This is a genomic window from Arthrobacter sp. 05T444 (assembly GCF_056395905.1).
The window spans coordinates 1-13330 of record NZ_JBFTKK010000016.1; the positions used below are offsets into that span (position 1 = coordinate 1).

11 protein-coding genes and 1 pseudogene are annotated in these 13330 nt (G+C 66.2%); 4 read left to right on the forward strand and 8 right to left on the reverse strand.

Annotated features, from left to right (window positions below):
• A pseudogene (locus tag AC1DD3_RS15360) lies at window positions 1–140 on the forward strand (IS30 family transposase); the annotation flags it as partial.
• A 193-nt stretch (window positions 141–333) separates the two neighbouring features.
• On the opposite strand, the gene AC1DD3_RS15365 reads toward AC1DD3_RS15360, so the two are convergent.
• From AC1DD3_RS15365 to AC1DD3_RS15395, 7 genes are all read right to left on the reverse strand, one after another.
• On the reverse strand, window positions 334–2385 hold the full coding sequence (locus AC1DD3_RS15365) for an MDR family MFS transporter (RefSeq protein ID WP_476882060.1): 2052 nt from the start codon (window positions 2383–2385) through the stop codon (window positions 334–336).
• A gap of 79 nt (window positions 2386–2464) precedes the next feature.
• Window positions 2465–2944, reverse strand: coding sequence for a MarR family winged helix-turn-helix transcriptional regulator (locus tag AC1DD3_RS15370; protein ID WP_230117988.1), 480 nt, complete (start codon window positions 2942–2944; stop codon window positions 2465–2467).
• Window positions 2945–3132: 188 nt separating this feature from the next.
• On the reverse strand, window positions 3133–4836 hold the full coding sequence (locus tag AC1DD3_RS15375; protein WP_476876984.1) for a thiamine pyrophosphate-binding protein: 1704 nt from the start codon (window positions 4834–4836) through the stop codon (window positions 3133–3135).
• On the reverse strand, window positions 4833–5948 hold the full coding sequence (gene speB, locus AC1DD3_RS15380; RefSeq protein ID WP_476882033.1) for an agmatinase: 1116 nt from the start codon (window positions 5946–5948) through the stop codon (window positions 4833–4835). The genes AC1DD3_RS15375 and speB overlap by 4 nt, the downstream gene beginning before the upstream one ends.
• A gap of 116 nt (window positions 5949–6064) precedes the next feature.
• Window positions 6065–6406, reverse strand: a complete 342-nt coding sequence (locus AC1DD3_RS15385) for a P-II family nitrogen regulator (RefSeq protein ID WP_230117985.1) — start codon at window positions 6404–6406, stop codon at window positions 6065–6067.
• Complete coding sequence (locus tag AC1DD3_RS15390) at window positions 6403–7746, reverse strand: ammonium transporter (protein WP_476882061.1); 1344 nt, start codon at window positions 7744–7746, stop codon at window positions 6403–6405. The genes AC1DD3_RS15385 and AC1DD3_RS15390 overlap by 4 nt, the downstream gene beginning before the upstream one ends.
• 381 nt (window positions 7747–8127) lie before the next feature.
• Window positions 8128–8703, reverse strand: a complete 576-nt coding sequence (locus tag AC1DD3_RS15395; protein WP_230117983.1) for a helix-turn-helix domain-containing protein — start codon at window positions 8701–8703, stop codon at window positions 8128–8130.
• A gap of 273 nt (window positions 8704–8976) precedes the next feature.
• Between AC1DD3_RS15395 and AC1DD3_RS15400 the strand changes: the two genes are divergently transcribed.
• Complete coding sequence (locus tag AC1DD3_RS15400; protein WP_230117982.1) at window positions 8977–10518, forward strand: sodium:solute symporter family protein; 1542 nt, start codon at window positions 8977–8979, stop codon at window positions 10516–10518.
• A gap of 105 nt (window positions 10519–10623) precedes the next feature.
• Here AC1DD3_RS15400 and AC1DD3_RS15405 read toward each other — a convergent pair whose 3' ends face one another.
• The gene (locus AC1DD3_RS15405; RefSeq protein WP_230117981.1) at window positions 10624–10857 is read right to left on the reverse strand and encodes a hypothetical protein; all 234 of its coding nucleotides are present in this window, start codon (window positions 10855–10857) and stop codon (window positions 10624–10626) included.
• A gap of 248 nt (window positions 10858–11105) precedes the next feature.
• Here AC1DD3_RS15405 and AC1DD3_RS15410 point away from each other — a divergent pair, with 248 nt between their 5' ends.
• Window positions 11106–12254, forward strand: a complete 1149-nt coding sequence (locus AC1DD3_RS15410) for a VIT1/CCC1 transporter family protein (RefSeq protein ID WP_230117980.1) — start codon at window positions 11106–11108, stop codon at window positions 12252–12254.
• A 40-nt stretch (window positions 12255–12294) separates the two neighbouring features.
• A complete protein-coding gene (locus tag AC1DD3_RS15415) occupies window positions 12295–13320 on the forward strand; it encodes a matrixin family metalloprotease (protein WP_476882034.1) in 1026 nt (341 codons plus the stop codon).
• The last annotated feature ends 10 nt before the right edge of the window (window positions 13321–13330 follow it).

Consider the following 13330-nt stretch of genomic DNA (forward strand, 5'->3'; position numbering starts at 1 on the left):
TCCCCAAGAGCACGGATTTGTCCGTCTACGGTCCCGAAGACCTCGAACTCGTCGCTCAGAAACTCAACGGCCGGCCACGTAAAACGCTCGGCTGGGAAACCCCAGCCGAGCGTTTACGTGCTTTACTACTAACCACCTAACCAACAGGTCTTGCAACGACCCCTAGAAACCGCCATGGCATCAAGTGTTCGTTCGCGCTTTGTTTGCGGAGGTGGGACGAGCGGGCCGGTCAGCTACCCATCGAGGTGCCCGCCGCCGTCGGGCTTCCTGCTTTGATGCTCCGGCTCCTGCTTTTGCTCCTCAAAGCACGGCGGGCGTCCGCCGGTCCGCTTCCTATTCGCTGGCGTGTTTGCCGTGTGAAGCGATGTAATGCGCAGCGGCACGCTGGAGCTTGCGCTCCTTGGCCAGTTGTTTGCGAAGCGACGTCAGCTGCTCGCTCACTTTGGCCTGTTCCTCGGCGATGATCCGCTGCTGCTCGGCCTGCTGGACAACGGAGTTGAGGGCCGTGGCGAGCTGAAGCTGCTGCTCCGCAAGCAGCTTTTGGGTTTGCTGGATCAGTGGAACCATGTCCTCGGGCCTCGTCCGCATGTCGGCGAGCATGGTCCTGGCCCGTGCCGGCGGCTCGTCCAGGGCGCGCAGTCCTGGCACGGCTGCTTGCCGCACGGATTCACGGGGACCGGTAAGGCCTGGGTTGCCAAGACTGGCGCCCTCGTTGGCGAGCTGGCGGTTGAGTACCTCCACGAACTCACGGTCCAGATCATCGTCGGCCGGAACTGCACCATTCGAAGGGGCTCCACCGTCCGAAGGGCCTGAACCCTCCACGGTGACGGCTTCCCCGGCAGGGGCCGTCTGCTCAGCGCTGGCCTGATCGGTGGCAGCAGTCTCTGGCCGGATGTCAACGGTGCGTCGCAGCGGCTGCTCCTTGATGAACAGCACAGCAATGAGGGCCACAACCGCGATGCCGCCGGCGATCAGGAAGATTTCCGCCGTTGCATCGCCATATGCCGCCCTCATAATGTCGCGCACCGGGGCGGGCATGTCGGCGAGGTCAAGGCTCGCCCCGGACGAACCGCCGTTGACCCGAATTCCGGCTTCGGCGAAGCCCTGGGCGGCGAGTTCCTTGACACGGTTGCCGAGGATGGCGCCGAGGACAGAGACACCTATTGCGCCGCCGACCGAGCGGAAGAAGGCCACGGACGCACTCGCCGTGCCGATGTCACGGGCGCTGACAGTGTTTTGCACAGCCAGAACGAGGTTCTGCATCAGCATGCCGAGGCCCAGTCCGAGGATGGCCGTGAAGATTCCGGCCTGCCACAGTTCCGTGGTGTGGTCCATCGTCCCGCCCAGGCCCAGTCCGCCGATCAGCAGAATGGAGCCGGCGATCAGGTAGCGCTTCCACAGGCCGGTGCGGCTAATGAGCAGCCCCGAGACCACCGAACCGATCAGGTTGCCGGCGATCATGGGAAGGGTGAGCAGGCCGGCCTCGGTGGGCGTGGCGCCGCGTGCCACCTGGAAATATTGGCCGAGGAAGGTGGAGGAGCCGAACATGGCCACTCCCACGGCGACCGAGGCGAGGATGGCCAGGGCCGTAGTGCGGTCGGAGATGATCTTGAGCGGGATGATGGGCTGGGCAACCTTGGATTCCACGAACACCAGCAGAGCCAGGAGCAGCACGCCACCGCCCACCATGAGCGCAGACTGCCAGGACCACCAGTCGTAGTAGTCCGGGTTGCCCGCGAACGATACCCAGATCAGCAGCAGGCTGACGCCGGAGGTCAGGAGGATGGACCCGAGCCAGTCGATCTTCGCGGGACGCTTGATGTGCGGGATTTTCAGGGTGATCTGCAGCAGGATCAGGGCGACGACGGCGAGCGGCACGCAGACGAAAAACGTCCAGCGCCAGCCCAGCGGGCTGTCCACGATGAACCCGCCGAGCAGTGGGCCGCCGGCCGTGCCGACGGCCATGACGGCGCCCATGTAACCGGAGTACTTGCCGCGGTCGCGGGGCGGAATCATGGAGCCGATGATGGCCTGGGCCAGGGCTGTCAGGCCACCCATGGCGATGCCCTGGACGACGCGCGCGGTGAGCAGCAGCGGGATGGTTTCCGAGAGGCCCGCCATCACTGAGCCGGCCACGAAGATCACGATGCTGAGCTGGACCAGGAGCTTTTTATCGAACAGGTCGGCGAGCTTGCCCCAGATGGGCGTGGTGGCGGCGTTGGCCAGGAGCGCGGCCGTGATCACCCAGGCGAAGTCCGTCTGCGTGCCCTTGAGCTCGGACATGATGGTGGGCAGCGCGTTCGCAACGATGGTGCTGCTGAGGATCGCGGTGAAGAAGGCGGCAAGGAGCCCGGTCAGGGCCTCCATGATCTGCCGGTGGGTCATAGCGGCCTGCGGAGGGTGGGCCGAAGCGCGCGACGGGCCCGTTCCGGTAGCGGCAGCGTGGCTTGCCATGTATCTGCTCCTAAAGGGTGGAAGACGTAGTGATGGGTCCGGCCGCCATTGCCCGGGCGGATTCCCGAAGGGATTCCGCAAGATTCCGGAGAACTTTCGCCGTCTCCGCGGCGTCCTGCTGGCTCCACTCCCGCAGGTATCCCTGCAGGGTGGCAGTGCGGTGCTCCTCGATTTCGAGAAGCTTGACGCGTCCGGCGTTGGTCAGGGCCACGAGCTGGGCCCTGCCGTCTTCCGGGTCCGGCCTCCGGTGCACCAGGCCAAGATCCTCGAGTTCGGCGATGTGCCGGCTCAGGACGGGGGCGCTGACACCCAGCCGCGCGGCCAGATGCGTGGCGCGTGATTCCTTCTCCCCCACGAACCGGAGGACGCCCTGCAGCGCGACGCCGGTGTCGGTTCCGCGCGCATTTGCAACCGCAACGCACCGGACCGCCCGCTGGAGGTCGAAGATCTGCCGCACGAGTTCGGCCGCGGTGTTCGGCTCAACTGCCATGATTGGACAACTCCTACTTGTTTGCCTGAAGCAACTATAACTTAGAATAGTTGCTTTGGGAAACTAAGCAGGTTGGGGGCGAGGCGGCCGTGCCTTAAATGCAGCAGCGCGAACGGATAGTTGAGGCCCCAAATCCGTTAGGAAATGGGCCTCAACTATCCGTTCGCGCTGCGTGAGGGGGTACGGAGTTACAGGGCCAGGTGGGTCGGGCCGAACATCTTAAGCAGGGTTTCGACGACGACGACGTTCGGGCCGTCCGCGGCGAAGCCCGCCTTCAGCGCGTCCCCCACATTCTCCGGGGCCACCCGCGTGGCCGGCACGCCGAAGGACTCGGCGAGCTTCACGAAGTCGGGGCGTGCGAGTTCGGTGGCCGTGGCCTTGCCGAATGCGCCCACCATGTACTCGCGCAGGATCCCGTAGCCGCCGTCGTCCACGATCAGCCAGGTGACCGGGACGTTGTGCTGCTTGGCCGTGGCCAACTCCGAGATGGAGTACATGGCCGAACCGTCACCCGATACCGCCAGGACCCGCGCCGAACCGCCAGATGTGCCCACGGTTTCCAGGCCCACGGCCCCACCGATCGCAGCTGGGAACCCGTAGCCCAGCCCGCCGGCGCCCTGCGCTGAATGGAACTGCCCTTCCCGGGCGTCCCAGCAGCTCCAGCCCCAGTAGGCCGAGATGGTCATGTCCCAAAACGTCTGCATGGCCGCTGGGACGGCCTCGCGGATGTCAGCCATGAACTTCAGTTCCTTGCCGAGGTCCTGGGATTCCAGCCGCCCCTTGACCTTGGCCAGGGACTCCCGGACCAGGTCCTCGGGCGAGGTCCCGTGCCAGCTGGCGCGCTCGCCGTGCGGCTCCGTAAGGGCCTCGTCGAGGGCCGCGAGGGCCTGTCCGGCGTCGGCCCTGATACCGAGCCCGGGCCGGTTGGACTCCAGCACGCGGGGTTCGGCGTCGATCTGGATGATCCGGCCGCGCGGCTCAAAGGTGAAGTAGTTAGACGTGACCTCACCCAGCGAGGAGCCGACGACGATCAGGACGTCCGCGTCCTCGAGGAGGTCCGTCATGTGCCTGTCCTCGATCCAGGACTGCAGCGACAGCTCATGGCTCCAGGGGAAAGCCCCGTTGCCGCCGGGAGTACAGATCACGGGGGCGCGCAGCTTCTCCGCAAGGGAGAGCAGGGATTTCTCCGCCCGGCCCCGTCGCGTCCCGCCGCCGGCGATGATGGCCGGACGTTCCGCCGTGGACAGCCATTTAACCGCTTCGCGGACCAGTTCAACGCGCGGCGGGTTGTCCGCCGCTTCGGCGAGCGCGTCCTCGACGGGAGGCACCATGATGGGGTCGAGGAGCACGTTCTGCGGGACCTCAAGCCAGACGGGACCCTGTGGTGAGGAGATCGCCTCGGTCCACGCGTCCTGGATAGCGGAGGGAATACCGGAGGCGTGCTGGATCAGGCGCTGGCTCTTGGTGACGTTCGCGGCCGAGGCCTTCTGGTCATCGAGCTGGTGCAGCATCCCCTTGCGGCGCGCACCCAGTCCCTCCAGCGGGATTTGGCTGGCAATGACCACCATCGGCACGCCGGTGGCATAGGCCTCCTGCAGGCCGGCCAGGGACGTCAGCGCGCCGGGACCCGTGGACAGGAACAGTACGCCGACCTCGCCGGTTGCACGCGAATAACCGTCTGCGGCGAAGGCACTGTTATTTTCCACGCGAGAGGACACGAACTGCAGGTTCCCGCGGCCCATCGCGTCGAACAGGCCCAGCGCATGCTGGCCGGGAATGCCAAAGACCGTCTTCGCACCCAGCGCTTCGAGGGTCTCGACGACGAGATCCCCGCCGTTGCGGACGCCGGTCCCTTTTGTGGGGGCTGCCGTGCCGGGATCGAAGTCGATCACTTGACCGCCCCGGCAGCCTCAGAGATTTCGATGCGCCCGCTGGCCCGGTTGTCTGCCCCGGGGGCGGAGAACCCGGCCGGACGCCGCGCTTCCTGGCCCAGCGCCTGGGCGGCGTAGCCGTTATCGGTTCCGAAGCGGTTTCCCTCAACGGCATTGTCGGCCATCAGGGTCACCAGTTCGTAGGCGACATGGCTGGCCGCGACGCCGGTGATTTCCGCGTGGTCGTACGCGGGGGCGACCTCAACGACGTCGGCTCCCACGAGGTTCATGCCGCGGAAGCCGCGGATGATCTCCAACAGCTCCCGGCTGGTGATGCCGCCGGCCTCGGGGGTTCCGGTGCCGGGCGCGTGGGCTGGGTCAAGGACGTCGATGTCCACGGAGATGTACAGCGGGCGGTTACCGATGCGGTCCCGGACCTTGGCCACGGTCTCGAGCACGCCCTGATAGTAGACGTCTGCGGACGTGACGATTCCGAACCCGAAGCGGTGGTCGTCGTCGAGATCCTTCTTGCCGTACAGCGGGCCGCGGGTACCGATGTGGCTGATGGCCTCGGTGTCCAGGATGCCTTCCTCCACTGCCCGCCGGAACGGGGTGCCGTGTGTGTATTCAGCGCCGAAGTAGGTGTCCCAGGTGTCCAGGTGTGCGTCGAAGTGCAGCATGGCGACGGGGCCGCCGGCGCGTTCGGCGGCGGCGCGCAGCAACGGCAGGGCGATGGTGTGGTCACCGCCGAGAGTCAGCAGTTTGCTGCCGGACGAAGTCAGGTCCAGGGCGTTCTGCTGGATAGTCTCGATGGCCTCGTTGATGTTGAACGGATTGACGGCCATGTCGCCGGCGTCAGCCACCTGGCAGTTCTCAAACGGGCTGACATCCCAGGCCGGGTTGTACGGGCGCAGCAGACGGCTGGCCTCGCGGACGTGGTTGGCGCCGAAGCGGGCGCCTGGGCGGTAGGAAACTCCGGAGTCGAAGGGGACCCCGACCACCGTGATGTCCGCCTTGGGTACCTGGTCCAAACGGGGCAGCCGGGCATACGTGGCCGCTCCTGCGTAGCGGGGAATACGGGATGAATCGATGGGGCCAAGGTTGCCGTTGGCTTCGATGCGCAGCTCTTCCAAAGGAACGCCTCTCCTTCGAGGATGAAAGGTGGGTGTGACAGCCATCATACACTCGAAGTTGCCTAATGCGCATCATATGTTTACAAATTAGCCCTACCCCGCGCGCGCCCCGCGCCTCAGCGGATTGCCGCTTCCCCCCGCTCCCCCGTTCGCACCCTGACGGCGTCACGCACCGCAAGGGTCCAGATCTTGCCGTCGCCAAACCGCCCCGTCCGCGCCCCGGACATGATGGCGGCCACCACCCCGTCGGCGGCATCCTCGGTTACCAAGACCTCGACGCGGATTTTCTGCACAAGATCCGAGGTGTATTCAGCCCCGCGGAAGACCTCAACATGGCCGCGCTGCTGGCCGTAGCCATTCGCCTGGCTGACCGTCATGCCGTTTACCCCGAAGCGCTCAAGGGCATCGCGTACGGCGCCGATCCTGTCCGGACGGACAATGGCCGTCACGAGCTTCACTGCGGGACACCGCCGCGGGCAGCCTCGGCTTCCCGGACCGGATCAGCGGCCATGCTGCCTCCGGGCGAGGAAGCGGCGCCAGCGCCGCGATGTTCACCCGGGTGGAAGCTGCCGCCCACCATGGCCAGTTCGTAGGCTGTCTCCGCGTGCTCCGTGACGTCGATGCCGGAACGTTCGTCCGCATCGGTAACGCGCATCCCCATCGTCTTGTGGATGGCAAGCCCAATCAGCGTGGTCATGACCGCTGTCCAGGCGGTGACGATCAGCGCGGTCAGTATTTGTGGCCAGAACTGCGCGAGTCCGCCGCCATAGAACAGTCCACCCCCGGTCTTAGACGACGGAACGGCGAAGAACCCGAGCGACAGCGTCCCCCAGAGCCCGCCGATGAAGTGCACTGCCACGACGTCCAGGGAATCGTCCAGCCCAACCCTGAACTTGAGAGCCACAGCAAGGGCACACACTCCGCCGGCCACGGCACCGATGGCAATGGAGGCCATCGGGTCCACGAAACCGCAGGCCGGCGTGATCGCCACCAGCCCGGCAACGGCACCCGAGGCAGCCCCGAGAGAGGTGGCATGTCCGTCGCGGAGCCTTTCCACGAGCAGCCAGCCGAGGAGCGCGGCACTGGTTGCCAGCAGCGTGTTGGTCCAGGCAAGGCCTGCAGTGGCATCGGCCGTCAGCTCGGATCCTGCATTGAAGCCGAACCAGCCGAACCACAACAGACCCGCACCGAGCATGACAAACGGGAGGTTGTGGGGACGGATGTTCGGGTCCCTCATGAAGCCGAGTCGCTTGCCGAGGACCACTGCCAGCATGAGGCCGGCCATGCCCGCATTCATGTGGACAACGGTGCCGCCGGCAAAATCCAGGGCCGCGATCTTGCTGCCGATGATGCCCTCCGCACCGAAGATACCGCCGCCCCACACCCAGTGGGCAATCGGCGAATAAACAAGGGTCACCCAGAGCGCCGAGAACAGGAGCCAGGGCCCAAACCGGACCCGTTCGGCCACGGCGCCGCTGATCAGGGCGACGGTGATGATCGCAAAAGTGGCCTGGAAGCCGATAAACACCATGTCAGGAAGGCCGGCCGCCTTGGTTCCGATCGTAGTTGTCAGGCCGGCGAGGCCGAAGTTGGCGAACGGGTCGCCGACCCAGCCGCCCAACGTGTCCGGGCCGAACGCCAGCCCATAGCCCCAGAGCGCCCAGACGACGGCCACCACGCCCATGGCGCCAAAGCTCATCATCATGATGTTCAGGACTGACTTCATCCGCACCAGGCCGCCATAGAAGAAGGCCAGGCCGGGTGTCATCAGGAGCACCAGCGCCGAGGCCGCCAGCATCCAGGCGGTCGCGCCAGGATCCAGGGCAAGCGGGTCTGTTTCGAGCCTTACAGAGAGAAAAAGATGATCCATCGCGGGAGCCTTCCTCGGATTTGCCGCCCGGAGGCGTGCATGTGGCGAGACCTGCGAGACCGTGACCGGTCGATAGCCAGACTGTTTCGAATTCCCCGGGCCGAGACTACAAAACCCGTGTTTCCGCTGGCAGCATTCTGCTTTGCGGGCATGTAACAGGCGGGCTCCGGGTGTGAATTACGCGTGTACGGGAGATGTCCGGAATGTGACGTACATCTCACCACGCCGCCGGCAGGCACCGCTGGAGCAGGCGGCAGCAGTCCGCCTCAGCCAGCGGTCCGCATCAAGCGTCAGACCCGCGCCACGCTCCTAGCGGCTGGCGGCGGGAACCAGGACCCAGAGGACCTCGACGGCCTCGTTTGTGGGATTCACCCAAGTGTGGGGTTCGCGCCCCGGAAACGTGACGGTATCCCCGGTGTTGAGCTCATACTCCTCATTGGTGAGGATGAGCTTGATGGTGCCCTTAATGACATGGAGCACATCGACGTCGCAATCAACAGCGTAGAGCTCGGACTCGCCGCGGCCCAGCGGCTCGATGACGGCCTGGATGATTTGAACGCGCCGCTCCGACCGAGCGGTCAGCAGCCGCTCAACGATCCCTTCGCCGCCCAGCGAAATGCGGGGGCCGGCGTCGCGCTTTGTGAGGTGGGTTTCAGGCGCGGCAAACAGGTCGCCAATGGAAATGGAGAGGACCTGGCACAGGGTCACCAGCGAGGCGACAGAGGGCGAGGTGAGGTCCCGCTCGACCCGGCTCAGGAAGCCCTTGGTCAGCCCGGTGGCATCCGCCACCTGTTCAATTGTGAGCCGCTGCGACTGTCGGGCGGCACGGATTCTTGAACCGATGGCAACCGGAACATTGCTCGGCTCAACTGGAAGTGCCTTCATTTACGAACCTTTCACGGCCGGCCGCTCGGCCCCATCTTTGGAGCCATACTAGCGGCACCCCGCCGATCCGACGGCCCGGGAACCGCGTCACAGAAGATTGCGTCTTGACTGTTACTCCGATCACACCCTACGCTTGTTGGCAACAACTGTTGCATGCGAAGCAACAGAGCTCGATCCCTTCAGTTTTCCCCTTTAGAGCAGCCCAAACCGCGTACCCCAACTGCGCTCCGGATTACCGTAAAGCTGCCAGAGCTCCGAGGAGCCCCAAGAATCATGGACGCAAACTTCGTCAATATTGCCATCGTGGTGGTGTACCTCGCCGCGATGCTGGCCTTCGGCTGGTGGGGCAAGTCCCGCACCAAGAACAACAGTGACTACCTGGTGGCCGGCCGCAGGCTGGGCCCGCTCCTTTACACCGGAACCATGGCCGCCGTCGTGCTCGGCGGCGCCTCAACGGTGGGCGGCGTGGGCCTCGGCTACAAGTTCGGCATCTCCGGCATGTGGCTTGTCGTCGCAATCGGCGCGGGTGTGCTCCTGCTGAGCCTGCTCTTTGCCGGGACCCTCCAGCGGCTGAAGATCTACACGGTCTCCCAGATGCTGAGCCTGCGCTACGGCCAGCGCGCCACCCAGACCTCCGGCATCGTCATGCTGGCTTACACCCTGATGCTCTGCGCCACCTCCACGGGCGCCTACGCCACCATCTTCGTGGTCCTGTTCGGCTGGGAGCGCTGGCTCGCCATCGCCGTCGGCGGCGCCATTGTGCTGGTGTACTCCACCATCGGAGGCATGTGGTCCATCACCCTCGCCGACCAGGTGCAGTTCATCATCAAGACGGTGGGCATCTTCTTCCTCATGCTCCCGTTCGTCCTTAACGCCGCGGGCGGCCTCGACGGCATCCGTGCCCGCGTTGACGCGAGCTTCTTCCAGCTCGACGGCATCGGCGTGCAGACCATCATCACGTACTTCGTGGTGTACACCCTTGGCCTGCTGATCGGCCAGGACATCTGGCAGCGCGTCTTCACCGCCAAGACCCCCACCGTGGCCCGCTGGGGCGGCGCCACCGCAGGTGTCTATTGCATCCTGTACGGCGTCGCCGGCGCGTTGATCGGCCTGGCCGCCCGTGTGGCCCTGCCCGACATCGACGTCGCCAATCTCGGCAAGGACGTTGTCTACGCCGAGGTTGCCACCCACATCCTGCCGATCGGCATCGGCGGCCTGGTCATGGCCGCAGCCGTCGCCGCCATGATGTCCACCGCCTCCGGCGCCCTCATCGCTGCGGCAACGGTGGCCCGCGCTGACGTTGTGCCGTTCGTGGCCAGCTGGTTCGGCAAGACGATCAACACCGACGACACCGAAAACCCCGAGCACGACGTCAAGGCCAACCGTTACTGGGTCCTTGGCCTGGGCATCGTGGCGGTGCTGATCTCCATGGCAGCCCAGGACGTCGTGGTGGCCCTGACCATCGCCTATGACATCCTGGTGGGCGGCCTGCTGGTAGCCATCCTCGGCGGCCTGGTCTGGAAGCGCGGCACCGGCATCGCCGCCGCCTGGTCCATGGCCGTGGGCTCGGTCCTGACCCTTGGCCTGCTGATCATGTATGCCACGGGAATCATCCCGAGCGAGGACGGCGTCTACGCCAACGATCCCATCTACTGGGGCCTTGGGGCCTCGCTGGCAGTGTACTTGGTGATATCCGTACTCACGCCACCCACGGATCCCGAAGTCCGCGAAGCGTGGGACAAGCGCGTCGCCGGAGCCGTGTCCGAGGAACTGTCCCTGGAGGCTCACCCGGTAGCCAGCCACGCGGCGCATTAGGCAAACTGAATTAATCACGACGGCGGTGCCTTCCCTTCGCGGGGAAGTCACCGCCGTCGGGGTTTAAGCGTTCGGCTCTAAGCGCCGGGGTTTGAGCGCGTGTCCTTATTCTTCGTAGCCTTCGTCCCCGCGGAATTCGTCGGCATCCAACGACACCACCCGCTCGTCGTCGTCAACGGCTTCCGGCGCGACGGGAACAACTCTCTCCTCGGAGTCGATGAACTCGTCCTCGGTATCCCAGTCTTCGTCGACCGGCGCGTCCTCGGCGAAATCGTAGGCGGGGTCGGATTCCAGTGTGTGGCGGGCGTCGGGCTCGGGGCGTGATCCGGTGGTGTTCATGATGCAGACCTCCGTGTGATTGGACTTCCGTGCCCTCCGTCAACGAGGCACGTTTTCATCAGATCACCACCCTTGTGGACGGTCAAGGGCCCCGCGGCAGAGCGTCAGGAAACCGTTCTCGGAACCGCGCATTTACGGGGTCCCTAAATTTCCGCCTGAGGAATACCGGCCGAAAATCCGCGGAATTGCGGGGTAAGCTGGTCGTTGCAATGGGGCCGAACCATGCCTCATCTAGCCCAGGAGTTCCCGTGTCTCAGCACGCAAAATCTGACCGCCACAGCGAAACCAGCCCGGCCGCACACGCATCGCCCGCCGGTACCCCAAACGCAGCGGACGTGAAACGCTGGCGCCAGTATCTGGCCGACGAACGCGCCGAGGCTGCCGTCTACCGGGACCTCGCGCAAAGCCGCTCCGGCGAAGAACGGGCCATCCTCCTGGCCCTCGCCGAGGCCGAGGGACGCCACGAAGCCCACTGGCTCAAGCTCCTCGGCGAGCACGCGGGCAAGCCGCGCCGCGCCTCCGCCCGCAGCCGGCTGCTGGGCCTCCTTGCCCGGCACTTCGGTTCCGTTTTCGTGTTGGCCCTGGCCCAGCGTGCCGAGGGCCGCTCCCCCTACACCAAGGAGCCCTCCGCCACTCCGGCCATGGCGGCGGACGAACAGATTCATGAGGAAGTGGTGCGCGGCCTGGCCACGCGGGGCCGCAACCGGCTGGCCGGAACCTTCCGGGCGGCCGTTTTCGGCGCCAACGACGGCCTCGTCAGCAACCTGTCGCTCGTAATGGGCATGGCCGCCACCGGCGTGGCCAGCACCGTGGTTCTGCTGAGCGGCATCGCCGGCCTGCTGGCCGGCGCGTTCTCCATGGGCGCGGGCGAATTCGTCTCCGTCCGTTCGCAGCGTGAGCTTCTGGCCGCCACGCGACCCACACAGGTGACGCTCGCCGCGGCGCCGCAGCTGGATATTGAGCACAACGAGCTCCTGCTGGTCTATCTGGCCCGGGGCATGTCCCGCGAGGCCGCGGAACACCGGGTGGCCGAGCGGATGGGCCTCTTCAGCTGCGACTGCGACCCGAGCCTCTCGCTCCAGCCCGAGCTCCCGGAGACCGAGGATCAGCACGAGGCCGTGGGCACCGCCTGGGGCGCCGCGCTGTCCAGTTTCTGCTTCTTCGCCTCCGGCGCGATCGTCCCCGTCATTCCCTTCCTGTTCGGCATGACCGGCGTGGGCGCGCTCGTGGTGGCCGCCGTGCTGGTGGGCATGGCGCTGCTGGCGACGGGTGGCGTCGTCGGTCTCCTTTCCGGCACCTCTCCCCTGACCCGCGGTCTTCGCCAGTTGGCCATCGGGCTGGGAGCAGCCGGAGTCACCTACGTGTTGGGCATGGCGTTCGGCGCCGTGATCGCCTAGTGCGGCTGGCCGGAGCTCTCGGCGCCGGGGAGACGCAGTAGTGGAAGAAGAGCCGGCCGGAGAAGACACCGGCCTGCGCGCACCTGACGATGAACGCCGTGACACGGATAGCGGGCAGCGGCACCGGAAACACCCGCGCCATTCCGGGACCGCCAGCGCAGCCAGCAGGTTCATCCGCAACCTCGTCCTGATAACCGCCATCGGGTGTGCAGCATTCGTGGCGGCGGGCTTCGCCTACGGGGACCCCCGTTTTGCCAGCCTCCTAGAGTTCCGGCTCGGGGCCGGCAACGGACATCCTGCCCAGCCCAGGCCCGGGCAGACGGACCGGGCCGGTGGGGCCGGCCAGGGGCAGGAGGCCGGCCAGGCAGGGCAGCCCGGCACGGGCGGCCGGGCCGCAGGCGCACCGCCGCCCGGCGTCGAAGAGGCAGCAGCACCGCTGGGAACGCCGGCGCCCCCGCCGGAACCGAGTGATTCGTATAAGTTCCTGGCCACCAACGACGACGGCACTCCGGTTGGATATTCGCCCTGCCGGCCGCTGCACTACGTAGTGAACGCCGGCCTGGCGCCGGAGGGCGCGGCCGGGCTGGTCCCCGCGGCGATCGAGACGGTGTCCCGGGCCACGGGCATCCGTTTCATCAACGACGGGGCCACCGACGAACAGCCCTCGGAATCGCGCGCCCCCTACCAGCCCGAGACCTACGGCGAGAGGTGGGCTCCGCTGCTCATCAGCTGGACCACTCCGGGGGCGGCACCCAGGCTCAAGGGCAAGATCATCGGCACCGGGGGCAGCACGCACTACAGCTATGGGGACGGGCCCAAGAGCTTCGTCACCGGAAGCCTCGAGCTCGACGCCCCGCAGATTGCCGCGGAACTCAACCGTCCGGACGGTCCCGGATATGCCACCGCCGTCATCCTGCACGAGCTCGGCCACGTCATGGGGCTTGAACACGTGGATGACCCCGTTCAGCTGATGTACCCGGAGATCGGCGCGCCCGACGGTCTGGCGGCGGGGGACCTCAGCGGACTGCAGGCTCTTGGCAAGGCCCCGTGCCGGAAGGACCTCTAAGCGGGATCGG

Coding starts and splice junctions, on each gene's coding strand:
- AC1DD3_RS15365 (WP_476882060.1), bottom strand. CDS start 2,385: ATGACCCACCGGCAGATCATGGAGGCCCTGACCGGGCTCCTTGCCGCC.
- AC1DD3_RS15370 (WP_230117988.1), bottom strand. CDS start 2,944: ATGGCAGTTGAGCCGAACACCGCGGCCGAACTCGTGCGGCAGATCTTC.
- AC1DD3_RS15390 (WP_476882061.1), bottom strand. CDS start 7,746: ATGCTGGCGGCCTCGGCGCTGGTGCTCCTGATGACACCCGGCCTGGCC.
- AC1DD3_RS15395 (WP_230117983.1), bottom strand. CDS start 8,703: ATGAAGGCACTTCCAGTTGAGCCGAGCAATGTTCCGGTTGCCATCGGT.
- AC1DD3_RS15400 (WP_230117982.1), top strand. CDS start 8,977: ATGGACGCAAACTTCGTCAATATTGCCATCGTGGTGGTGTACCTCGCC.
- AC1DD3_RS15405 (WP_230117981.1), bottom strand. CDS start 10,857: ATGAACACCACCGGATCACGCCCCGAGCCCGACGCCCGCCACACACTG.